Origin of the sequence: Arthrobacter sp. UNCCL28, from assembly GCF_900102805.1 — a bacterium.
Taxonomy (GTDB): Bacteria; Actinomycetota; Actinomycetes; order Actinomycetales; family Micrococcaceae; genus Arthrobacter; species Arthrobacter nicotinovorans_A.
Window position 1 is genome coordinate 291,308 of record NZ_FMWE01000004.1, and the last position, 21,383, is coordinate 312,690.

The 21,383-nt window shown below is 63.3% G+C and carries 23 protein-coding genes; 15 read left to right on the plus strand and 8 right to left on the minus strand.

Features of this window, described 5'->3' with window-relative positions; all coding sequences use genetic code 11:
• The first annotated feature begins 2 nt into the window (after positions 1 to 2).
• Positions 3 to 593 (plus strand): TetR/AcrR family transcriptional regulator, encoded by a 591-nt coding sequence (locus BLQ01_RS13695; protein WP_026543388.1) that lies wholly within the window; start codon positions 3 to 5, stop codon positions 591 to 593.
• Here BLQ01_RS13695 and BLQ01_RS13700 read toward each other — a convergent pair.
• Positions 590 to 1,243 (minus strand): LysE family translocator, encoded by a 654-nt coding sequence (locus BLQ01_RS13700; protein ID WP_026547873.1) that lies wholly within the window; start codon positions 1,241 to 1,243, stop codon positions 590 to 592. The genes BLQ01_RS13695 and BLQ01_RS13700 overlap by 4 nt on opposite strands.
• 161 nt (positions 1,244 to 1,404) lie before the next feature.
• Here BLQ01_RS13700 and BLQ01_RS13705 point away from each other — a divergent pair, with 161 nt between their 5' ends.
• Positions 1,405 to 2,817, plus strand: a complete 1,413-nt coding sequence (locus BLQ01_RS13705; RefSeq protein ID WP_091552315.1) for an aldehyde dehydrogenase family protein — start codon at positions 1,405 to 1,407, stop codon at positions 2,815 to 2,817.
• 419 nt (positions 2,818 to 3,236) lie between these two features.
• Positions 3,237 to 4,094 carry a prephenate dehydratase gene (locus tag BLQ01_RS13710; RefSeq protein WP_026543384.1) on the plus strand — a complete coding sequence of 286 codons (858 nt, stop codon included), beginning with the start codon at positions 3,237 to 3,239 and terminating at the stop codon, positions 4,092 to 4,094.
• A 17-nt stretch (positions 4,095 to 4,111) separates the two neighbouring features.
• Here BLQ01_RS13710 and BLQ01_RS13715 read toward each other — a convergent pair whose 3' ends face one another.
• The 4 genes from BLQ01_RS13715 to BLQ01_RS13730 form a co-directional block, all read right to left on the minus strand.
• Positions 4,112 to 5,482, minus strand: a complete 1,371-nt coding sequence (locus BLQ01_RS13715; RefSeq protein ID WP_091552317.1) for an NAD(P)-binding domain-containing protein — start codon at positions 5,480 to 5,482, stop codon at positions 4,112 to 4,114.
• Between the two features lie 26 nt (positions 5,483 to 5,508).
• Complete coding sequence (gene trxB / locus BLQ01_RS13720) at positions 5,509 to 6,486, minus strand: thioredoxin-disulfide reductase (protein WP_026547869.1); 978 nt, start codon at positions 6,484 to 6,486, stop codon at positions 5,509 to 5,511.
• 28 nt (positions 6,487 to 6,514) lie between these two features.
• Positions 6,515 to 6,949, minus strand: a complete 435-nt coding sequence (locus tag BLQ01_RS13725) for an arsenate reductase ArsC (RefSeq protein ID WP_091552318.1) — start codon at positions 6,947 to 6,949, stop codon at positions 6,515 to 6,517.
• A 134-nt stretch (positions 6,950 to 7,083) separates the two neighbouring features.
• Entirely contained in the window at positions 7,084 to 7,758 is a 675-nt protein-coding gene (locus BLQ01_RS13730; protein WP_091552320.1) for an arsenate reductase/protein-tyrosine-phosphatase family protein, read from the minus strand.
• A gap of 46 nt (positions 7,759 to 7,804) precedes the next feature.
• Between BLQ01_RS13730 and BLQ01_RS13735 the strand changes: the two genes are divergently transcribed.
• Genes BLQ01_RS13735 through BLQ01_RS13750 form a run of 4 tightly spaced genes read left to right on the plus strand, consistent with a single transcriptional unit; the run spans position 7,805 to position 10,287 of the window.
• Positions 7,805 to 8,542: an aquaporin gene (locus BLQ01_RS13735; protein ID WP_026543379.1), complete on the plus strand. Its 738-nt coding sequence runs from the start codon at positions 7,805 to 7,807 to the stop codon at positions 8,540 to 8,542.
• 30 nt (positions 8,543 to 8,572) lie between these two features.
• Entirely contained in the window at positions 8,573 to 9,391 is an 819-nt protein-coding gene (locus BLQ01_RS13740) for a hypothetical protein (RefSeq protein WP_091552321.1), read from the plus strand.
• 39 nt (positions 9,392 to 9,430) lie between these two features.
• On the plus strand, positions 9,431 to 9,781 hold the full coding sequence (locus tag BLQ01_RS13745; RefSeq protein ID WP_091552322.1) for an ArsR/SmtB family transcription factor: 351 nt from the start codon (positions 9,431 to 9,433) through the stop codon (positions 9,779 to 9,781).
• Positions 9,778 to 10,287, plus strand: coding sequence for a GNAT family N-acetyltransferase (locus BLQ01_RS13750; protein WP_091552324.1), 510 nt, complete (start codon positions 9,778 to 9,780; stop codon positions 10,285 to 10,287). The genes BLQ01_RS13745 and BLQ01_RS13750 overlap by 4 nt, the downstream gene beginning before the upstream one ends.
• Positions 10,288 to 10,290: 3 nt before the next feature.
• Here the strand turns inward: BLQ01_RS13750 and BLQ01_RS13755 are convergent, their stop codons facing one another.
• A complete protein-coding gene (locus tag BLQ01_RS13755) occupies positions 10,291 to 12,468 on the minus strand; it encodes an MMPL family transporter (protein WP_091552325.1) in 2,178 nt (725 codons plus the stop codon).
• 167 nt (positions 12,469 to 12,635) lie between these two features.
• Between BLQ01_RS13755 and BLQ01_RS13760 the strand changes: the two genes are divergently transcribed.
• The 6 genes from BLQ01_RS13760 (at position 12,636) to BLQ01_RS13780 (ending at position 17,827) form a co-directional block, all read left to right on the plus strand.
• Positions 12,636 to 13,202: a MarR family winged helix-turn-helix transcriptional regulator gene (locus tag BLQ01_RS13760; RefSeq protein WP_091552327.1), complete on the plus strand. Its 567-nt coding sequence runs from the start codon at positions 12,636 to 12,638 to the stop codon at positions 13,200 to 13,202.
• 29 nt (positions 13,203 to 13,231) lie between these two features.
• Positions 13,232 to 14,047 carry a methyltransferase domain-containing protein gene (locus BLQ01_RS13765; protein ID WP_091552329.1) on the plus strand — a complete coding sequence of 272 codons (816 nt, stop codon included), beginning with the start codon at positions 13,232 to 13,234 and terminating at the stop codon, positions 14,045 to 14,047.
• A gap of 103 nt (positions 14,048 to 14,150) precedes the next feature.
• On the plus strand, positions 14,151 to 14,510 hold the full coding sequence (locus BLQ01_RS13770) for a YciI family protein (RefSeq protein WP_026543372.1): 360 nt from the start codon (positions 14,151 to 14,153) through the stop codon (positions 14,508 to 14,510).
• Positions 14,511 to 15,743 carry an RNA polymerase sigma factor gene (locus BLQ01_RS13775; protein ID WP_175493451.1) on the plus strand — a complete coding sequence of 411 codons (1,233 nt, stop codon included), beginning with the start codon at positions 14,511 to 14,513 and terminating at the stop codon, positions 15,741 to 15,743.
• A gap of 190 nt (positions 15,744 to 15,933) precedes the next feature.
• Positions 15,934 to 16,791, plus strand: coding sequence for a hypothetical protein (locus tag BLQ01_RS22150; protein ID WP_139183494.1), 858 nt, complete (start codon positions 15,934 to 15,936; stop codon positions 16,789 to 16,791).
• A 52-nt stretch (positions 16,792 to 16,843) separates the two neighbouring features.
• The gene (locus tag BLQ01_RS13780; protein ID WP_091552332.1) at positions 16,844 to 17,827 is read left to right on the plus strand and encodes an aldo/keto reductase; all 984 of its coding nucleotides are present in this window, start codon (positions 16,844 to 16,846) and stop codon (positions 17,825 to 17,827) included.
• Positions 17,828 to 18,007: 180 nt separating this feature from the next.
• Here BLQ01_RS13780 and BLQ01_RS13785 read toward each other — a convergent pair whose 3' ends face one another.
• Positions 18,008 to 19,081 carry a DNA polymerase IV gene (locus BLQ01_RS13785; protein WP_091552334.1) on the minus strand — a complete coding sequence of 358 codons (1,074 nt, stop codon included), beginning with the start codon at positions 19,079 to 19,081 and terminating at the stop codon, positions 18,008 to 18,010.
• Between the two features lie 157 nt (positions 19,082 to 19,238).
• On the opposite strand from BLQ01_RS13785, the gene BLQ01_RS13790 reads away from it, so the two are divergent.
• Both BLQ01_RS13790 and BLQ01_RS13795 read left to right on the plus strand, forming a co-directional pair.
• Positions 19,239 to 19,862, plus strand: coding sequence for a LysE family transporter (locus tag BLQ01_RS13790; RefSeq protein ID WP_026543368.1), 624 nt, complete (start codon positions 19,239 to 19,241; stop codon positions 19,860 to 19,862).
• A gap of 73 nt (positions 19,863 to 19,935) precedes the next feature.
• Positions 19,936 to 20,313, plus strand: a complete 378-nt coding sequence (locus BLQ01_RS13795; RefSeq protein ID WP_091552336.1) for a hypothetical protein — start codon at positions 19,936 to 19,938, stop codon at positions 20,311 to 20,313.
• Here the strand turns inward: BLQ01_RS13795 and BLQ01_RS13800 are convergent.
• A complete protein-coding gene (locus BLQ01_RS13800) occupies positions 20,303 to 21,340 on the minus strand; it encodes a LacI family DNA-binding transcriptional regulator (protein WP_091552338.1) in 1,038 nt (345 codons plus the stop codon). The two genes, BLQ01_RS13795 and BLQ01_RS13800, sit on opposite strands and share 11 nt — an antisense overlap.
• Between the last annotated feature and the right edge of the window lie 43 nt (positions 21,341 to 21,383).

The following is a 21,383-nucleotide window of genomic DNA, read 5'->3' on the forward strand; positions in this document are numbered from 1 at the left end:
CAGTGCCAAAGATTGTGGACCACGATCAACGACGCCTCGAACTGGTGGACGCTACCTGGCGGATCATCGCGAGGCTGGGCATGGAAGGGGCCACCATGCGGGAAATCGCCGAGGAAGCCGGCTTCGCCAACGGCGCTCTGAAGCCCTATTTCCCCACCAAGGACCTGCTGCTCACCTCCGCATTCGGGCACGTGTTCAACCGCACCAACCAGCGCATCACCGCCGTGACGGAAGGCCTCTCCGGGGTGGCGGCACTCCGCGCTTTTTGCGCCGAAGTCCTGCCACTGGATGAGGAACGCGTCAACGAAGCCCGGATCGTTATTCCGTTCTGGCAGAAGGCACTCAACGACCCGGACATGGCCGCACTTCACAGCGAGTCCATGAGCCAATGGCACACCACCATCACCGATCATTGCGCAGCAGCCCGCACGGCAGGTGAAATTGAAACCCCTATTGAGGACGCCGCCGTCGCCGACCACCTGCTGAACATGATGCTCGGCGCGCAGATCGTGGTGGCGTTGTCCCCCGCCGAGCACTTCTCCCAGGATCTAGCCGGGCAGCTGGATAACTACCTCGCACTGCTTGCAGGTTAGCTGGTGGCTCCCGACGCCACCACTCCGACGCCCAGTCCGGCGATCACACCGCTGCTGACGCGCTCGACGGCGGTGCTCACCTTGGGACGCTTGAGCCACCTCATCGCCTTGAACGCGACGACGGCGATCATCGACAGATAGGCGAAGGCGATGACGGCTACCACCACGCCCAGGATGAGCGAGGTGCCCATGGTGTCACCACCGTGGGGAATGAACTGCGGAACAACGGCCAGATAGAACAGCCCAACTTTGGGGTTGAGCAGCGTCGACAAAGCTCCGGCTCCCAGAGCGGACAGCCGGCTGTACGGGAGCGGGGTGTTCTCCGCGCCGCCTCCTGCGGCGGTGGCTTTGGCTGCTTTTGCGGCCTTCCGGGACTTGATGAATGACGAGACGCCCAAGTACAGCAAGTAGAGTCCGCCGGCAATCTTGACCCAGCGGAACAGTTCGGCGGACTGCTCCAGAATGGCAGCCAGTCCCACACCCACCAGCGCCGCCCACATGATTGCGCCTGCCGCGGACCCCGCCGCAGCCGCAATGCCCGCACTGGGACGGTTCAAGGCGATGCGCAGCACCAGGAACGTGTCCGGGCCGGGCGTCACAGACAGGACAAGGCAGAGGCCAGCGAAGGCCGCGAGGGATGCAAGGGTCACAAGCTCGATTATCTGGCAAAGGCGCCCGAACCGAAAGCGTTCGCTTCCCGTCAAGGGACGTTCGTGCATAGACAAGGCCCCCGCGCGTGACCCCGGCCACACTGGAAACATCGCCGCGCGCCTCAACGGCCGCCAAGACTTACTACCCGAGCGGAGTACCAATGGAGACTTACGACGCCCTGCTGGCCTCGATCACCCCAGCCCCAGGACAGAGCAGCCGCACGATTCTTGACCCGGCAACGGGCGAGGCTGTCGGCGAAGCACCTGTTCACACAGTCGATGACCTCGAAGCAGCCATTTCGGGCGCCGCTGCCGCCCAACCCGCCTGGGCTTCCTTGGGCCATGACGCCCGGTCCGCTGCGCTCATGAAGGCCGCCGACGCCGTCGAACGTTCCGCTGAAGAACTTGCCCAACTCCTGTCCCGCGAGCAAGGCAAGCCGCTGAACGGCCCCAACGCGCGCTTCGAAGTTGGCGCATGCGCTGCCTGGCTTCGCGCCACTGCGGCCACGCCGCTTGATCCTGAAACCGTGGTGGACGACGGCGAAACCCACGCCCAACTGCACTACCGGCCCATCGGCGTCGTGGGTGCCATTGGCCCGTGGAACTGGCCGATGATGATCACCGTGTGGCAGATCGCTCCGGCCCTTCGCATGGGCAACGCCGTGGTGGTCAAGCCCTCCGAATACACGCCGCTCTCCGTGCTGGCCTTGGCCTCGATCATCAACCAGGAACTGCCCGAAGGCCTGCTTTCGGTCGTCTCCGGTGGTCGCGACGTCGGTGCCCGGCTTGCCGAACACCCGGCCATTGGCAAGGTCATGTTCACCGGTTCCACAGCCACAGGCAAGGCGATCATCCGCTCGTCTGCTGACACGGTCAAAAGGCTCACGCTGGAACTCGGTGGCAACGACGCCGGGATCGTCCTGCCCGATTCCGATCCCAAGGCCATTGCCGAGGGCCTGTTCTGGGGCGCGTTCATCAACACCGGCCAGACCTGCGCTGCGCTGAAGCGCCTGTACGTGCACGAATCCCAGTACGAGGCCGTCTGTTCAGAACTTGTTGCCGTGGCCGCCGCGATGCCCATGGGCAACGGTTTGGACGAGAACAACGTCCTCGGTCCCCTGCAGAACCGCCAGCAGTACGACATCGTTGCCCGCCTGGTTGAAGCCGCCCGCGAGTCGGGCGCCCGGGTCCTTTTGGGCGGAAACCCCGACGCCGATGCTCCCGGCAACTTCTACCCCACCACTTTGGTGGCCGACATCGACAACGACAACCCGTTGGTTGCCGAGGAACAATTCGGCCCGGCCTTGCCGATCATCAAGTACAGCACCGTTGACGAGGCAGTCGCCAAGGCAAACGCGCTCGACGTCGGACTCGGCGCCTCAGTCTGGTCCTCCGACCTGAACGCCGCACGCGAAGTGGCTTCGCGGATCCAGGCCGGCACCGTGTGGATCAACAAGCATGGCGCCGTGGACCCGCGGGTCCCGTTCGGTGGTGCGAAGCAGTCCGGCTATGGCCTGGAGTTCGGCGCCGAGGGTCTCAAGGCGCTTGGTGTCCCGCAGGTTATCAACGGCTAAGCCGCGCTTACCCATCCAGGTGACAGATAACGTCGCAATGAGCCCTCATAGCGACGTTATCTGTCACTTACTTTTGCGTTCCAGCGCTCCGTTTGGCCAGGCTGCAATCGCAAGAATGATCGCGCCGCATGCACCTACGACGACGCCCCCGAGCTCATGGTCGAATCTGGCGAAAATGGCGGCCCCTAGAGCCAAGACTCCAGTTCCGGCAAGGAAGGGGCGGCGGGCACTGGCTGCCCAAGCGATGAGGGCAATTCCGAAGAACGGGCTGTATTGAAAGCCCAATGCGACGTCGGCGAAGAAGAACGCTGCGGCTGCGAAACAGAGCAGCCCAACCTAGGGCCGGTGGCGCCCGCTTGTCCAGTCACAGGGTGGACGCGGTTGGGAAGCCGGGCGGCCTGCGTGTAACCATGAGCATCATGGCCCAGAAGATTGCGTACCAAGGTGAGCCCGGAGCCAATTCGGATCTCGCATGCAAGGAAATGTTCCCCGAACTCGAAAGCGTGCCGTGCGCGAGCTTTGAGGATGCTTTTGAGCGTGTATCCACGGGTGAAGTGGATTTGGCCATGATCCCGATTGAGAACTCCATTGCCGGACGCGTAGCCGACATCCACGTGCTCCTCCCCCAGTCCAAGCTCCAGATCGTGGGCGAGTTCTTCCTGCCGATCCACTTTGACCTTCTGGGCATACCGGGAAGCACCATCGAGGGAGCTACCGAGGTCCACAGCCACATCCACGCGCTTGGTCAGTGCCGGCGGATCATCCGGGAGGCTGGCCTCAAGCCCGTGATCGCCGGCGATACAGCCGGTTCGGCCCGCGAAGTAAGGGATTGGAACGATCCCCGAAAGCTGTCCTTGGCTCCGCCGCTGGCCGCCGGCCTTTATGGACTCGACGTCCTGGCCTCAGGAGTAGAGGACGATCCCACCAACACCACGCGTTTTGTTGTTTTGGCCAGGGAACGCGAGCTTCCCAGCAAGGATGAACTGCCCGGCCCTGCGATCACCAGCTTCGTCTTCCGCGTCCGCAACGTTCCCTCAGCCCTTTACAAGGCACTCGGCGGCTTTGCGACCAACGGCCTGAACATGACGCGGCTGGAAAGCTACATGGTGGGTGACGAGTTCGCCGCCACCATGTTCCTGTCCGACGTCGAAGGCCACCCCGAAGACGCACGACTCCGCCGGGCGTTGGAGGAATTGGAGTTCTTCACCACCGAAGTCCGGATCCTCGGGGTCTACGCTGCCGACGATTACCGGGAACGGAACACGGTCACCGCCTGAGGAGGCCGCATCGCCAGCTAGCTCCCCGAGCGACCGTGGGCAAGCCCGGTGGGAAATCCAACGAATGATGGTTCTGGAGTTGAGCAGCAGCCGCTGGCCGCCAGTTGCGGTGCCAATGGTGCCACAGCAGGAACGTCACAGCTGGTACCGGCGTCAGAGGAGCAAACCCCCGTCTCCGGCAGTTCAAGGTGGACAGTGTCCGCCGCCAGCTGATCTCCTGCGAGGGCAGCGGATACCGAACGGACTTGCTCATAGCCGGTGGCCAGCAGGAACGTCGGTGCACGCCCGTACGACTTCATGCCGACTATGTAGAAGTTCTTCTCCGGATGGGCAAGCACCTTCGCACCGTGTGGCGGGACCGTGCCGCACGAGTGGAATTCGGGATCAATCAGAGGCCCCAATTCGGTGGGAGCTTCAACGGCAGGGTCCAGGTCCAAGCGGAGTTCCCGGAGCATGTCCAGATCGGGACGGAAGCCGGTACAAGGTACGACGACGTCCGCCACCAGGGAGCGTCCGTCGCCGGAGGTGATGGTCACTCCGTCCTCTGAATCGGTCAGGGAGCGAATTCCGAAACTGGTATGCAGTTCGATGGTGCCGGATTCAACAAGCCTGCGCAGCCGCGAGCCGAGCTGGCCGCGGGCGGGCAGGCCGTCCGCGTCGCCGCCACCATAGACCTTCGCCGCGGTGGACCCCCGGACGGCCCAGAGGATCCTGGTCTCCGGTGCCTCCTTGGCCAGTTGGGCGAGGTTGATCAGGGTGTTTGCAGCGGAGTGGCCCGCGCCGACCACCAGAACCCTCCGACCAGCAAAAGCCGTTAGATCCCTGCCGGAAACATCGGGCAAGGGCGAAGAGATGCGCTCTGCTGCACGCTCTTCACCGATGGCGGGCAACCCCGAGGTTCCCAAGGGGTTCCGGGTGGACCACGTGCCGGAGGCATCGATGACCGCTGACACGGTGTAATCGCGCACCTCGTCACCGTGTTCAACCCGAACCAAAAAGGGAGCCGTGTCCCGGTCGCGGACATGGGTTTTGTCGAGGCCGGCCCGGGTTACTGCAATGACGCGGGCACCGGTCTTCAGGCGGGAAGCAATGGGCTGGAGCTCCGCCAAGGGGGTGAGGTAGTCATAAACCAGTTCCCCGCCGTAGGGCAGGGCGGTGGGACGGGGCGATTTCCAGCCCCTTGGCTCGAGTAGCCGCACCGCAGCGGCGTCGAGGTTGAACTTCCACGGCGAGAAGAGGCGGATGTGGCGCCATTGTTCGATGGCAGCCCCTGCCGAAGCGCCGGCTTCGAAGATGACCGGTTCGAGGCCGCGTTCGAGCAGGTGTGCTGCGGCCGCCAGGCCAACAGGGCCCGCACCGATGACTGCAATCGGGAGGTGCTGATTCATGCTGCTCTTACCTTCAGAGGTGATGTTCAGGAGTGGGTGGGCTCTTCGACCAGCGCAGTGGCAATGCTGTGGGCATCATCCAGGGCGGCGAGGTATCGCTCAGCATCGAGTGCCGCCGAGCAACCGGTACCCGCAGCGGTAATGGCCTGGCGGTACCGGTGGTCCACGGCGTCACCGCAGGCGAAGACGCCCGAGAGGTTGGTACACGTGGTGGGTGAGTCCACCTTGATGTAACCCTCAGCGTCGAGATCCACTTGTCCTTCCACGAGCTCCGTCCGGGGGAGGTGGCCGATAGCCACGAAGATCCCGGTTGCCGCTTGTTCCCGGGTTTCGCCAGTGCGGGTGTCTTGCAGCGTCACTCCGGTTACTTTCGTGTCCCCATGAATCTTGGTGATGGCCGAGTTCCACGCAAAAGTGATTTTAGGGTTGTCCTTGGCGCGCTGGGCCATGATGCGCGAGGCCCGGAGTTCGTCCTTCCGGACCACTACCGTGACAGACTTTCCAAACCGTGTCAGGAAGGTAGCCTCCTCCATGGCGGAGTCGCCCCCACCGACCACGATGATGTCCTGTTCGCGGAAGAAAAAGCCGTCACAGGTGGCACACCAGGAGACGCCGTGCCCGCTGAGCTTCTTTTCTTCCGGAAGCCCAAGCTCTTTGTAGGCGGAGCCCGTGGCGAGGATGACCGCCTGCGCTTCGTGACTCTCTCCCGCGCCGGTGACCACGCGCTTGAGGTGACCTTTGAGGTCGACCTCAGTGACGTCGTCGAACACTATCCGCGCACCGAACTTTTCGGCCTGTTCCTGCAGCCCGTCCATGAGCTCCGGACCCTGGATCCCACCCGGGAAGCCGGGGAAGTTCTCCACTTCCGTGGTGTTCATGAGGGCGCCACCGGCGGTGACCGAGCCGGCCAAAACCAAGGGGTTCAGACCGGCGCGGGCGGCGTAGATGGCGGCCGTATAGCCGGCAGGGCCGGACCCGATGATGATCAGCTGTTCGGTGTTCACGTGGTCTCCTTGGGAGGGTTCGGGTGAATTACTGGGCGTCGGCGTGGCGGGCAGGCAGCAGTTCGGTAATCAGGTTCTCGATGCGGGCCCTGATTTCATCGCGGATGGGACGGACGGCTTCGACGCCCTGGCCCGCGGGATCCTCGAGGACCCAATCTTCGTAGCGCTTTCCCGGGAAGTACGGGCACTCGTCGCCACAACCCATGGTCACCACAACATCGGATTCCTTGACGGCTTCGGTAGTGAGGACCTTCGGAACCTCAGCGGACATGTCGATACCTAGCTCAGACATCGCTTCAACAGCTGCAGGGTTGACCTTGTCTGCGGGCTGCGAGCCGGCGGAGCGGACCTCGATGGCACCTTTTGCCAGGCTTGTGAGAAACGCAGCAGCCATCTGGGAACGCCCTGCGTTATGAACGCAGACAAACAAAACGGAGGGCTTCTTGGCGGTTTCGGTGCTCACAGGTTTCTCCTGACATCGGTTGGGCCGGTTTGGTGGGCATCGTGCCAATGCCGCGATGAAACGTATTGATGTTCATCGATGAATCGAGTATTGGCTAATACATCGATGATTGTCAATATATGGCTCCTGCATGGCTAGGCCACACGCAAGCGGGGCGCGAGATCGTGAACCCGGCGCGAAATGTCTGCGAAAGCCTCTTCAAACGCCTCCTCATTGTCGAGTCGAACCGGATCGGGGATGGACCAGTGAATGCCGCGCAACCCCCGCAACTCCTCATGGGCGTTATCGCAGACCGTGACTACCAGATCTTCGTCCCGCATCACTCGGTCTATCAGGCATGGCTTGGCTCCGGCAAGGTCCAAACCATGCCGGCGGGCGACATCAACAGCCCTCGGCGCCACATGGTCCGCCGGATGAGTTCCCGCCGACAACGAAGGGATGTCGCTGGCGGTTCGCCACAAAGCCGTCGCCAACTGCGAGCGGGCACTGTTCCGGCTACAGACAAACAAAACCCTGCTAGCCCCGTGCTCGCGGCCGGGAGTGAGGCCATCCAGCGCCCCGGGAGCCAGGCGCACATAGCTGCGCCGCTTGTCGGCTTCCGAACGATGCCGAACAGCCAACCCGGCGGCCTCCATGGACCGCAGGTGATGGGACAGCAGGTTGGCGGGCATGTCCAGTTCCACCTGCAATTCCGTCGGCGACAGATCCCCCAATGTCAGCAGGTCCACGATGCGGAGCCGCGCAGGATCAGCCAAGGCCGCGTACTTGGCCGCCCGCTCCAGAAGGCTTGAGTTTCGTTCAATAGTCATTGATTCAATTTTGACTGAACCAACTTCTTGAGTCAAGCTGTTTCCCATGACTACTCATCCGCCGGCATTGTGGCGCCGCGCGCTCGCCGAAGCGCTGGGGACCTGCCTCCTCGTTGCGATCGTTGTGGGCTCCGGTATTGCGGCCCAGCAGCTCTCCCCCGACGATGTCGGCCTGCAACTGCTGCAAAACAGCACAGCCACGGTGCTCGGACTGACGGTCCTCATACTGATCTATGGACCCATCAGCGGCGCGCATTTCAATCCGGCAGTTTCACTGGTGGACTGGATTCTGGGCAGGCGAACCGGCAGTGGGCTGTCAGTGAAGGAACTGTGCACGTACATTGCCTCGCAGACCGTGGGGGCGATCGGCGGCAGCGTTCTGGCCAACACCATGTTTGAAGTCGGCACGTCGATTTCCGGCAAAGAACGTGCAACTCCTGGCCACTTGCTGGCCGAGGTCGTGGCTACATCCGGACTTGTTCTGCTGATCTTCTCCCTTGCTGCCACCAAGCGCAGCTCCCTGGCAGCCCCCGCTGTCGGCGCCTACATCGGAGCGGCATACTGGTTCACGTCCTCCACGTCCTTCGCGAACCCCGCGGTGACTGTGGGCCGCATCTTCAGCGACACCTTCGCCGGCATCGCACCCGTCTCCGTCCCGGGCTTTGTCCTCGCGCAACTTATCGGCGCCGCCGTTGGGCTCGGCCTTCTGGTGGCCCTGTTTCCCAGGGATGCGCGCACGGCGGACGACGTCGTCGTGCCGCACACAGTGAACACCCGGGCGTGATCTACCCTTGGTCCCGTGGGGAATGCTGACATGAAGAAGACTTCAAGCCAATGGCCGGCATGGGTCCTCCCTGTTGGGATGATCGTGGTTGTTATCGTGGCTTTCGCATGGATGGCCCGCAGCGTCCTGCTCGGAGCATCCCCGATCTTTGTCCTGGGGGCGGTGTACACCACGCTGCTGTTCCGGCAGGTTCCGCAGACGTCCCGAGCTTCCATGGTGATGCTGTTGGCGCTTCCGCTGACTTTCTACTCGTGGCTCTCAGTCGAGGACAGCCTGGGGATTCCTGCAGCAGCGTCCTGGGGCCTTGGGTTCATCGCAGGGGCACTAGGCAGTGGACGCCCGTGGTCGGGCAAGCGTCCGCGGACCGCTGATCCGCAGGAGGCCAAGAGCAACGCCAAGGAGGTAGAGGCCGTGGGTAGCCGCCGACTCCTGCCGACCGTTGCAGGCTGCGTCGCTGTCCTCATTGGCGGCGGCCTCGCCCACCTCGCCTTCCAGAGTCCGACGGCGGCAGTCGCCGCCGTTTTGGCCGGTGCCTTGCTCTGCGGCTGGGCATTGTTCCGTTTTCCGCCGTCACCACTGACCCGGAACATGCTCCTCCTGGTGGTCCCCGTGGAGTTCTTTTTACTGGCATTCCTGGGCGGGAACACCAGCCAGCCGGCTCTTCCGTTCGCGTGGGCGTATGGCGCCCTGGCCGGAGTCCTTTTGGGTGGGCACTACTGGAGCGGCCCGCTCCGTGGCACGCCCAGGCCACCATTCAGTGCTGACATTAAGCGGCGGCGACAACGCAAAAAAGTACGCCGCTCACAGGACAGGCCGAAGTCGAAAGTGGTCCCCACCGGTCGCCGCTGAGAACATTGATGACCGTCAATGCAAGCGCATAATAGGTACATGACCGTCCTCCCCACGCTCGAATCCGCCTCGACGCAAGACTGCCGCGAATCAACGAGCCAGCCCGCCCTCGATGCCGAGGATGCGAAGCAGAAGGCCTCGGTCTTCAAAGCCCTCGCTGACCCCAACCGGCTGCGGCTTCTGTCCATGGTCAAAGCTGAGGCATCGGGGGAATCCTGCGTGTGCGATCTCACCGAGCCCCTGGGCCTCGGCCAGCCAACGGTGTCGCACCACCTGAAAATCCTGGTGGACGCAGGCTTGCTGCACCGGGAAAAGCGCGGCACGTGGGCCTACTACTCGCTCGTCCCTGGCGCCTTGGACGCTGTTGCCGGCATGGTGACGGGGCTGTGACGGTAATGCTGAGGGCCATGGAGCCCGGAGACTGGCCCGCCGTCAGGGAGATCTTCCAGGAAGGCATCGACACCGGCTTCGCCACGTTCGAATCGTCCGCGCCAGAATGGGACGCCTTCAATAACTCCAGGTTGCCCGACCACCGATTTGTGGCCGTCAACGGCGAGGGGAACGTTCTGGGTTGGACCGCGGTTTCGCCGGTCTCCAAGCGTCCGGCCTACGCCGGTGTCGTGGAGCATTCCATCTACGTCGCCGGCGCCGCCCGCAGCCAAGGGGTCGGCGCACTTCTCCTGACGGCCTTGGCTGACTCCACGGAGGCGAAGGGAATCTGGACCATCCAGTCCAGCATCTTCCCTGAAAACGAGGCCAGCCTGCGGCTGCATCAGGCCAATGGATTCGCCATTGTCGGGCGACGGGAACGTATTGCTCGCCTGAGCACCGGACCCGCCGCCGGACAATGGCGCGACACCCTGCTGCTGGAGCGCCGCTCGCCAGTTATTGACTGACGGTTATCGGCCCACCGGGGCCTCCTCCTCTTTGTGACGCCCAACAGGGGTCGCAGGCGAGGACTCGCGCCCGAGCTTGCCCGGCCACCAGATCTTGCTGCCGATGTCATAGGCGAGCGCGGGAACCAACAGGGAGCGGACCAGGACGGTATCCAGCAGCACACCGAATGCCACGATGAAAGCCAGCTGCACCAGGAACATGATGGGGATAACCCCGAGGGCCGCGAACGTGGCGGCGAGGACCACACCGGCAGAGGTGATGACACCACCAGTGACGGCCAAGCCCCGCAGGATCCCCGGTCGGGTCCCGTGCTTCAAAGACTCTTCGCGGACACGACTCATCAGGAAGATGTTGTAGTCAACGCCCAGGGCCACCAGGAACACGAAGCCGAACAGTGGCACCGTGGCGTCGGCACCTGAGAATCCGAAGATTCCGTTGAACACCCACGCCGAGACACCCATGGCGGCACCGTAGGAAAGCACCACGGAGAGTACCAACAGCACCGGAGCCACCACCGAACGCAGCAGGAGCATCAGGATGAACAGGATCACGATCAGCACGATCGGGATGATCACCACCAAGTCGCGTTGCGCGGTGATATTGGTGTCCAACGCAGTGGCGGTAACGCCACCCACCAGGGCATCGGCGTCGACCTCCTTGACCGCAACCCGCAGCGACTTCACCGCTTCTTCGGCCTCTATGGAGTCAGCGGCGGAGTTCAGGGTGGCGTTGATCAGGACCCTGCCATCGCGGACGGCCGGATCGGCTGGAGCGCCCGGGGCGCCGGTGATGGGCACGTTTCCATCAGCCAGCAGATAGGCATCGCCCACGCCGTCGGCGGCTTTGACCTTGTCCAGGACCTGCTGCGCGGAACCTTCCGGGGCGATGACGACGGCGGGGCTGCCGCTGCCGGCGTCGAAGTGGCGCGCCAGGGCTTCCTGGCCGTCCACGGCGTCGGATGCCGAAAGGATGACGTCCGTCTGCGGAACACCATTGGCCTTCAGTTGCATCAGGCCGGTCGAGGCCGCAAGGAGCAGCAGCACTGACGCCACCCAGACAACGCGCGGCCGCTTGGAGACCAGGCGACCCGTGGCGCGCCACAGACCCTTCTGTCCCTCAAGTCCGGTGACAATCTCCGGTTCGCGTTCGTCGTCGGGCAGCAACTTGGGGCGGAAGGGCCAGAAGGCTGCGCGGCCGAGCAAGGCCATCAGCGCCGGCAGGAGCGTGAGTGCTGCGAACAGGGAGCAGAGAATGCCTGCAGCCGCCACGGGGCCCAGCGCCTTGTTGGAGTTCAGGTCCGAGAAGAGCAGGCAGAGGAGCGCGATGATCACCGTTGCGCCGGAGGCGAGGATCGGTTCGAACGAGGCCTTCCATGCGGTGATGACGGCCTGGGTGCGGTTGGTGGTGTGGGTCAGTGCCTCACGGAAACGCGCCACGAAGAGCAGCGCGTAGTCGGTCGCTGCACCAATGACCAGGATGGAAAGGATGCCCTGGCTTTGGCCGTTGAGCTGGATCCAGCCCGCCTTGGCCATGCCGAACACCAGCAGAATGGCGGCGCACAAGGCAAAGACCGAAGTGAACAGCACAGCAAGAGGCAGCACCACGGAACGGTAAACCAGCAGCAGGATCACGAACACAGCGCCCAGCGCTACCAGCAGCAGGATGCCGTCGATCCCGCCGAAAGCGTTGACCAGATCGGCGGTCAGGCCGGCTGGCCCGGTCACGAAGGCCTTCATGCCGTCGGGTGCTCCGGGCTGGACGATGTCGCGCAGCTCCTGGACCTTATCTCGCAGCTCATCCGAGGACGCCATCGGAACTATGAACTGGACAGCTTTGCCGTCTTCGGAGGGGATGGGCCCGACGACGGCGCTCCCCAGCTTGAGTGCCTCGATGTCGGCTTTCAGCTGGGCTGCTTCGCCCAGCTGGGCCGGAGTGAAGGCGGCATCGTTCTCAACGATGACCACTGCAGGGATCTCTTCAGAGTCCCGGAATTTGGCTTGCCAGTCGCCGGCCTCGGTGGCTTCGGCACCTGCGGGGAGGAACGAGGCCTGGTCATTGGAGGAGACTTCCTCCAATCGGCCGAACGTAGGGCCACCGATTCCTGCGATACCAAGCCAGGTGATGACCAGCACCACGGGTATCAGCCATCGAAGCCAGAAGGGTACTTTCCGCGTGTTCATGGGTCCTTCTTCTGTGGGGATGCGTAAGGGTCTTTATTCCATCATAGATTATCTCTATGATGGAACTATTCCAAGGGTTAGTAGAAGCGAATGCCGGAATCCCCGGCTGCTGGGAGTAATATCCGGAAGGCACTAATCACCAGGCAAACGCTGGCAGGAGGGCGGACATGTCGGATACAGCAGCCACGCGCCCCGATCCAGAGCGCCCCGAAGCACAGCGGCCCGAACCAGGCGAAGCCGGACAGGGGCGTCCCCAGAACGCCGCACCCCAGGAACTGGTGAGGCTCCTCCAGAACTTCACACTGGAAGCCAACCACTACGTGGACGCAGCCGGCGGGCGCAATGACATGCACCGCACGGACCTGAACGCGCTCGCCGTCATCATGCGCCACACGGCCGCCGGCAAGGTGGTCACGCCCGGGGTCCTCCGTAACGAGCTGCGTCTCAGCTCCCCCGCCACCACTGCGCTGGTGGATCGCTTGCACGCCAGTGGCCACGTGGTGCGCGAACGCCTTGGCACGGACCGCCGGCAGGTCCAGCTCCAGATGACACCCAAGGCCTATAAGGACGGAAGCGCCATGTTCATGCCGCTTGCCATCCGCATGGGCAAGGCCATGGCCGCCTACAGTTCCGAGGAACTGGAGCTCGTCACCCGGTTCATGACGGACATGGTGGAAGCCACCCTCGCCGCACGCGAGGAAGCGACCCAACCCGGCGCAGCGCATTCCACCTAATTCCACCTTCCAAGTTGTAGCGTTTCCCTATGAACGCGCAGCAGCCTGAAGATGTCTACACCCACGGGCACCACGAGTCGGTTGTCCGGGCCCACGCCTCGCGGACGGCCGAGAATTCGGCAGCGTTTGTCATCCCGCACCTCACCACCGGAACGTCAGTGCTCGACGTCGGGTGCGGACCCGGGAGCATCACGTGCGACTTTGCGGGGCTGGTGACGCCCGGGCAAGTAATCGGCTTGGACCGCTCGCCGGATATCGTTGCGCAGGCAACCGGGCTGGCCATCGAACGCGGCGTGGACAACGTGACCTTTCAGACCGGCAATATCTATGATCTCGACTTCGAAGACGAGTCGTTCGATCTCGTCCATGCCCATCAAGTGCTCCAGCACCTCACCGACCCGGTCGCGGCGCTGCGCGAAATGCGGCGCGTCGCCAAGCCCGGCGCCATTGTTGCCGTGCGCGACGCAGACTTCCATGGCATGAGCTGGTACCCCGAAGTCCCTGAACTGGACGACTGGATGGAGCTGTACCAAAAGATCGCCCGCCGCAACGGAGCTGAACCGGACGCCGGACGGCGCTTGGTGTCGTGGGCCCAGCAGGCCGGCTTCACCCAGGTAGCTCCCACCAGCAGCAACTGGCTCTATGCCACCGCCCAGCAACGTGCCTGGCAATCACGCGTGTGGAGCGAACGGGTCCTGCACTCCGCCTTCGCCGAGCAAGCCCTGGAGTACGGTTACGCCAACGAGGCCGACCTCGCCCGGATTGCCGCGGGATGGCACCGTTGGGGAGCCACCGATGACGGATACTTCCTGATCCCCAACGGTGAGGTGATCGCCCGGGCCTGAGCGGTGCAAGAAAGAATTTCCCCAACCATGTAGAAAAGCCCACCGCAGTTCCGACCCACGGGTGAAGGCGCCACCAAAGGCCGCCCCTCACAAGGAGTTTGAGATGAAATACATGATCATGATGTTCGGATCGGCCGAGGGCATGATGGAGACAGCTGACCCCGCGTGGATCCAGGAGATGATCGGGTTCATGATCCAGATCGACAAGGACCTGACCGAGTCCGGCGAGATGGTGTTCAACGCGGGCCTGGCCGACGGCAGCACCGCGAAGCTGGTCAAGCAGACCCCCGACGGCGTCATCACCACCGACGGCCCGTTCGCCGAATCCAAAGAGTCCTTGGTGGGTTATTGGGTGGTTGACGTGGCCAGCGAGGAACGCGCCGTCGAAATTTGCTCAAGCATCGTCAAGTACGCGCAGGTGGTTGAGTTGCGCGCAGTCCAGGAAGCTCCGCCGGAGGTCTAGCTGGACCACTCGCCGAATGCACGGATCGAGGACCTGCTGCGCAGCCTGGCGCCGCAGGTCCTTGCCGTGCTGGCACGCAAACACGGACAGTTCGATGCCTGCGAAGACGCCGTCCAGGAGGCGCTGCTGGAGGCCGCAATGCAGTGGCCATCCGCATTGCCGGACAACCCGCGGGCGTGGTTGATAACAGTCGCAACCCGCAGGCTGGTGGACTTTTATCGAAGCGAAAACGCCCGCCGGGCCCGCGAAGAACGCGTTGCTGCCATGGACGCCGACATCCAGCCGGGTACGGTTTCGGAAGCCGACGACACTCTCACCTTGATGTTCCTCTGCTGCCATCCGGCCCTGTCCGCTCCGTCGCAGCTCGCCCTAACGCTCCGGGCAGTTGGAGGACTCACGACGGCGGAAATCGCCTCGGCTTTCCTCGTCCCCGAAGCGACCATGGGGCAACGCATCAGCCGCGCGAAACAAGGGATCCAGAAAGCCGGCGCCACCTTCACCTTGCCGCCGCCTTCGGAGCGCAAGGCGAGGCTCGGCGTCGTACTTCACGTCCTGTACCTGATTTTCAACGAAGGTTACGCAGCGAGCTCGGGTCCGTCGCTGCAACGTCAGGACCTCACCACCGAGGCCATCAGGGTGACACGTCTGCTGGTGGCCGCGGTGCCGGGTGAGCTTGAGGCCACGGGCCTGCTGGCGTTGATGCTGCTGACCGATTCCCGCCGGGCTGCGCGGGCTTTGGCGGATGGGATGCCGGTGCCGTTGGCGGAGCAGGACCGCAGTCACTGGAATCGGGACCAGATCCAGGAAGGCATCGCGCTGCTGTCCTCCGTCCTGGGCCAGGGGACCGCCGGGCCCTATCAGCTACAGGCCGCCATCGCAGCGGTCCACGCGGAAGCGGCCTCAGATGAGGAGACCGACTGGCCGCAGATTCTTGCCCTGTACACAGTTCTTGATGCCGTAGCACCCAGTCCCGTGGTCACGCTGAATCGCGCGGTAGCGGTGGCCAGGGTCCACGGCCCGGCCGCGGGGCTGGAGTTGCTGGCCGGTCTGGATGAAGCCCTGGGGCGGAGCCATCGATTGGACGCGGTCAGGGCGCATCTTTGGGAGACCGCAGGCTCGTATCCGGAGGCCCGCGCAGCCTACCTTTCCGCCGCCAAGAAGACGGCCAGCCTGCAGGAACGGCGCTACCTACTGGGAAAAGTGGCGCGGATGGACGACGGAGAGGCTTCCTGACCTTCTTTACCTCGCTAAATGTCAGATATCAACTGATATGGGTTTCTTTTCGCGACGCGACGCCCCCAAAGAAGGTCGCAGCCCCAACTGCTGCTCCATAATGTCGGCCCCTCGTTTTAGGTTTGCGTTGAATCGAAGAGCGATGATCTCCGCTGACGAAGATTTTGAAGCGACACTGAAGGAGCGAGCAATGTCCCCCATCGAGTCACAAATCCTTTGGACTATCGCCACAGGTCTTGTCATTCTGGCTGCAACGGCCGGCCTTCTTGGCTTCACGGTAGTGTTCGTCCGGAACGTGTTCCTTCGTTCACCATCCGCGAGCGACCCATGGCGGTTCTATCCGAAGTTGAAATTGCGATGGGCCGAATCTGTTAGAGGCTGCCTCCCAAAAATCGTTCGGGATCAACGCGAGCTCATTTTAGATCTGAAAACAAATACCTCAACAGCAGCAGGGCTCGCCGCTTGGGGCTTCGGAACTCTCACCTTCTTCGTCCCAGCCCTTATGCTCTTTTGGAAATTGGAAGCAATTCGAAACTGGATAGGTTTCATCTATTGCGTAGTTTTCGCTGTAGGTTTTGGCGCCATCTGTTCATTTCTTACCCTCCATGGCCCACAGCGGCTGTCTCCCAAGAGGCGTCTCCTGGAGGCCGGACTACGTCTGGCTGAACAGGCCCGCGTCCATTCACCGCGCTCATCAGCCAAGGAAAGAAGAAGTATCTCATCGTCCGGCCGGGTATTCCTGGATTCAGCTCGGCAACTGGGTATTCCTGAAGGCGATCGCAGTCTTCGGAAAATTTCCCGTCACCTCGCTGCGGGAAAGCCTCGCAGTTATGCGAAAATCAACCGGCAAGTTGTGGAGAGTGCCGAAAAACTTATCCGACAAGTATATGAGGGAGAGTTTGACAGCATCTCGAGCCCCAAGGCAGGTGCGCTTCTCTCGACTGAGATTCGGCGGAGAACAACTGCCCTCTCATCGCTTCCAGTGGTTGTTGTGATCGTCGGCGCAGTTGTCGGCTGGTTGCTGACAAATATGAAATTGAATCCATGAGCGGGCTAACAGGGGTGGGCGCCCCGGAAGGCGACCCCATATAGTCGGAACCATGGAACAGCGCATACTTGGCAAAACCGGCCGATCGGTCTCCACCGTGGGACTGGGCACTTGGCAACTCGGAGCCGACTGGGGTTCCGTCACCGAAGAGGACGCCTTCGCAGTCCTGGAAGCCTCCGTGACTGGCGGCGTCACTTTCTTCGACACCGCGGACGTCTACGGTGACGGCCGCAGCGAGCAGTTCATTGGCCGTTTCCTGCGCGCCAACCCGGAACTGGACATCACAGTAGCCACCAAAATGGGCCGCCGCGTGGATCAAGTCCCGGAAAATTACACCCTGGAAAACTTCCGGGAATGGACTGACCGCTCACGGCGCAACCTGCAGCAGGACACGCTGGACCTTGTTCAGTTGCACTGCCCGCCCACGTCCGTTTACAGCAGCGACGCAGTCTACGACGCACTCGACACCCTCGTCAGCGAAGGAGTCATCCGCAATTACGGGGTCAGCGTCGAGCGGACGGACGAGGCCCTTGAGGCCATCAAGCGCGGGAATACCGCGTCCGTGCAGATCATCCTCAACGCCTTCCGCCTCAAGCCTCTTGACCAGGTACTGCCCGCAGCGAAGGAAGCCGGAGTCGGCATCATCGCCCGGGTCCCGCTGGCCTCCGGCCTGCTGTCCGGGAAGTACACACGGGACACCGAATTCCCGGAGAACGACCACCGGAACTACAACCGCGACGGTTCTGCCTTCGACGTCGGCGAGACGTTCTCCGGCGTCGACTTCGCAACCGGCGTCAAGGCCGCACAGGAGTTCAGCGGATTGGTGCCCGACGGCGTCAGCACCGCCCAAGCGGCCCTCGCCTGGGTGATTGCCCAGGACGGTGTCACCTCGGTCATTCCCGGTGCACGCTCCGCATCGCAGGCAGCAGCAAATGCCGAGGCCGGCGGAATGCAGGACCTTGGTACCGGCCTCGCCCACAATGTCCGGGACATCTACGACCGCTATTTCCGCGAAGCGATCCACCCGCGCTGGTAGTAGGAGGGCCGCCGTCGAGTGTTAGTGCTCGGCGGCGTTAGGGCCCGGCGGCGTTAGGGCCCGGCAGCGTTAGGGCCCGACCGCGTTACCAGCCGCTGCGCGTCGGCGTATGTCCCTTGGGGGCTTCTTCGGTCAGCTGCGGACCGCCGTCGGGCCCGGCAGCGTTAGGGCTCGACCGCGTTACCAGCCGCTGCGCGTCGGCGTATGTCCCTTGCGGGCTTCCTCGGGCATGGACATTTCGGCCCGCAAGCCGAGGAGGCGAATGGGGCGGTCCGGCTCCATTTTCGCGGTCAGCTCCAAGGCCTGCCCCAGGACTTCTTCCCGGTCGAAAGTCTGGGGAATCTTCCTTGCGTAAGTCTTGGTGAAGAAAGGCGCGTAGCGGACTTTCAGGGTCAGCCCGATCACCGGCCGCCCCTCCGCGGCCACATCTTCCAGGACGCGAGCGGTCAAATCCTTAATGGCGTCACTGATTTGCGTGGGCTCGGTCAGGTCCTGCTGGAACGTGGTTTCGCGGCCATGTGCCCGGGCGACCCACGGTGTGTCGTCCACTTCGCTGGCGCCCTCCCCGCGTCCCAACTGCGCGTACCAGGGGCCCATTTTCGGCCCGAACTCCGTGACGAGGTCCTGCGGCTCCGTGGCGGCGAGTTCAGCCACAGTAGTGATGCCGTGCTTCGCAAGCCGCTGCGAAACTTTTGGCCCGACGCCCCACAGTTCCCTGGTGGGCTTGGCTCCCATGACCTCGAGCCAGTTCTCCTTGGTCAGGGTGAATGTTCCTGCGGGCTTGCCGAAATCGGTGGCATTCTTGGCGCGGACAAGGGTGTCGCCGATGCCCACGCTGCAGTTGAGCTGGGTTTGTTCGAGGACGGCGGCCTGGATCTGCCTGGCGTAAGCTTCCGGGTCCTCGGTCTCTACGCCGACGAACGCCTCATCCCAACCCAGCACCTGAACGGTGGCGCCCGGCTGTGCTCGCAGGGTGGCCATCACGACGTCCGAGGCCGCGAGATACGCTTCCTGGTCGACCGGCAGGATGATGGCATCCGGTACCTTCCGGGCCGCAATCCGCAGCGGCATTCCGGAGCCGACGCCGAACGCCCTGGCTTCGTAGGAGGCCGTGGACACAACAGCGCGTTCCGTGGGATCTCCCCTACCGCCCACAATGATGGGCTTGCCCGCCAGCTCAGGCCGGCGCAGGATCTCGACAGCCGCTATGAACTGGTCGAGATCGACGTGGAGTACCCAAGGGATTCCGCTCACGGCACCAGTTTGCCCTACGCCGTGGCGTCCTGACCTTCTTTGGCCCGGGCGGACGGGCGAATCAACCTATTCCGGGTGCATTCACCCTCGTCAGCCGCCAAAGAAGGTCAGGAAGCAACGCGTCAAGAGCACCCGTTCCCCGGGCCTAAGCTGAGATGTGCAGTTTTCACTTTGGCTGGCCCTGGTTGGCGCCGGCACCTTGATCAGTTTCACTCCCGGCGCTGGGGCCATCTTCACCATGAGCAACTCGCTCAATTCCGGCTTCCGACGCTCCATCTGGGGCATCCTCGGCCAACAGGTGGCCCTGGTCATCCACATCGTCATTGTTGCCTTGGGCGTCGGAGTGCTGGTTTCGAGTTCTCCGGTGATCTTCAACGTCATCCGGTACGCCGGGGCCGCGTATCTGGTCTACCTGGGGATCCGGCAGTTCCTGCGCAAACCGGATCTGGACGAGGAAGAAGTCGCGGACAAGAAGAACGAGTCCGCCCTCTCCATGTTCCAACGCGGCATCTGGGTAAACCTCCTGAACCCCAAAGCAATCGTGTTCTTCCTGGCGTTCATGCCTCAGTTCATCCGTCCGGATCAGCCGCTGCTTCAGCAATACGCGGTGCTGACTACTACGGTCATCATTATCGACATCATGGTGATGTGGTTCTTCTTCGCGTTCGCGGCCCGGTCCTTCCAGAGATTCACCCATGATGAGCACGGCCAGAAGGTCCTCAACAGGGTCTTCGGCTGCTTGTTCGTCCTTGTGGGCATCCTGCTCGCCGTCATCCACTAGCCGAGTCGGCCAGCGAACCAACCAAGCGAACCAGCCCAGCGAACCACCCACACCCGGTGCTACGGTCGAGGACATGGAACCGGACTGGATCGAACACCGACGCTCGGACGACCGTGAGCACGTGGGTTGGATGAAGCCCGTGGACGACGGTTTTGTGGCCATCGACCTGCTGGGACGGGCGCGCACGGAAGCAGTGGACTGGTTCGTGGCTGAGGAAACCCTTGACGAGCTAGGTCTGGGATACCTCGCCGACCCGCACGAATTACTGCTCGACGACGGCGGGTGGCTGCGCGTGCGGATCGCCGAAGTCACGCCCACCTTGGTGCGGGTGAAAAGGGAGGACTGGGGAGATATGACCGCTCCGCAGGTCTACTTCACCGTACCCAATCCCATCCCGGAGGACCAGCTTCGCCCGCTGTCCCGCGGGCTTCCGGGCAGGGCTACGACGTAGATCCCCGGACCACCAGCGAGCTCTCCAGCGTCACATGGGGCTCCGCCAACGGCAGGCCTTCCATGAGCCCCCGAAGCTGCTCCCCCGCCTTGCGCCCCAGGGGCGTTGCCGGAAGATGGACGCTGGTAAGGCTTGGGTTGCTGGTGGCCGAGTAGGGCAGGTCGTCGAAGCCTGCCACGGCCAGTTCTGCAGGGATCCGGACACCCTCCACGCGGGCTTCCTGCAGCACACCATAAGCATGCGTGTCGGTACCGCAGACGACGGCGGTCACCCCCTCGCGCTGCCACTCCGGCCAGGCGTCGGCGAACGCGGCAGCGGCAGCACCGACGTCGATCGGGGTGCTGACAACATGGCCTTCAGCCACCGAGAGCCCGCAGGCGGCAGCCTCGGCCAGGAAGGCTTCGCGGCGCAGCTGGAAGGTTGTTGTTCCTGTCACGCCATCCACGTAGGCGGCGCGGGTATGGCCGGATGCGGCCAGATGACGGGCCAGCTCGCGGGCACCTTGGGCAACGTCAAGGTTCACGGACGGCGCGTAGGACTCAAGGCCCGGTGCGTCGAGCAGCACCAACGGAGCCGCCGCTGACAGATCCTCCAAAAACTCTGCGCTGGGGGCGCCTACCAGCAAGCCGGCGGGACGGAGTGCCAATAGTTTGCGTACGTCGGAAGCCTGCGGCGATTCGCCGGCGTCGGTCACGGAGAGCAGCAGCTGATACTGGGTTCCCAAGGACTCACGCACCCCGGCGATCACGTTGGCAAAGAACGGGTTGGAAACGTCCGGGGTTACCAGGATGACGATGGAACTGACGCCGCGGGCCAGGGAGCTGCCGATGCTGTCCACCACGTAACCGAGTTCGGCGATCGCGGAGCGGACCCGTGAGATGTTGTCCTCTGACACCCGTCCTTGGGTTTTGCCGTTCGCCACCAGTGAGACGGTCGCCGTCGAAACGCCTGCCCGGGCAGCCACCATCGCAGCCGTCACCCGGGGTGAGCGGGGTGCGCGGCCGTGGCGCCGGTCCAGGGATTCCATGCATCGATCGTAGCGTTCCAAATCCGCCCTGACCTGCGCGAAG

What these genes read in the sequence shown, in the direction of transcription:
- BLQ01_RS13705 (WP_091552315.1), top strand. Translation starts at nt 1,405, where the DNA reads ATGGAGACTTACGACGCCCTGCTGGCCTCGATCACCCCAGCCCCAGGA.
- BLQ01_RS13710 (WP_026543384.1), top strand. Translation starts at nt 3,237, where the DNA reads ATGGCCCAGAAGATTGCGTACCAAGGTGAGCCCGGAGCCAATTCGGAT.
- BLQ01_RS13715 (WP_091552317.1), bottom strand. Translation starts at nt 5,482, where the DNA reads ATGAATCAGCACCTCCCGATTGCAGTCATCGGTGCGGGCCCTGTTGGC.
- BLQ01_RS13730 (WP_091552320.1), bottom strand. Translation starts at nt 7,758, where the DNA reads ATGACTATTGAACGAAACTCAAGCCTTCTGGAGCGGGCGGCCAAGTAC.
- BLQ01_RS13735 (WP_026543379.1), top strand. Translation starts at nt 7,805, where the DNA reads ATGACTACTCATCCGCCGGCATTGTGGCGCCGCGCGCTCGCCGAAGCG.
- BLQ01_RS13740 (WP_091552321.1), top strand. Translation starts at nt 8,573, where the DNA reads ATGAAGAAGACTTCAAGCCAATGGCCGGCATGGGTCCTCCCTGTTGGG.
- BLQ01_RS13745 (WP_091552322.1), top strand. Translation starts at nt 9,431, where the DNA reads ATGACCGTCCTCCCCACGCTCGAATCCGCCTCGACGCAAGACTGCCGC.
- BLQ01_RS13755 (WP_091552325.1), bottom strand. Translation starts at nt 12,468, where the DNA reads ATGAACACGCGGAAAGTACCCTTCTGGCTTCGATGGCTGATACCCGTG.
- BLQ01_RS13760 (WP_091552327.1), top strand. Translation starts at nt 12,636, where the DNA reads ATGTCGGATACAGCAGCCACGCGCCCCGATCCAGAGCGCCCCGAAGCA.
- BLQ01_RS13765 (WP_091552329.1), top strand. Translation starts at nt 13,232, where the DNA reads ATGAACGCGCAGCAGCCTGAAGATGTCTACACCCACGGGCACCACGAG.
- BLQ01_RS13770 (WP_026543372.1), top strand. Translation starts at nt 14,151, where the DNA reads ATGAAATACATGATCATGATGTTCGGATCGGCCGAGGGCATGATGGAG.
- BLQ01_RS22150 (WP_139183494.1), top strand. Translation starts at nt 15,934, where the DNA reads ATGTCCCCCATCGAGTCACAAATCCTTTGGACTATCGCCACAGGTCTT.
- BLQ01_RS13780 (WP_091552332.1), top strand. Translation starts at nt 16,844, where the DNA reads ATGGAACAGCGCATACTTGGCAAAACCGGCCGATCGGTCTCCACCGTG.
- BLQ01_RS13795 (WP_091552336.1), top strand. Translation starts at nt 19,936, where the DNA reads ATGGAACCGGACTGGATCGAACACCGACGCTCGGACGACCGTGAGCAC.
- BLQ01_RS13800 (WP_091552338.1), bottom strand. Translation starts at nt 21,340, where the DNA reads ATGGAATCCCTGGACCGGCGCCACGGCCGCGCACCCCGCTCACCCCGG.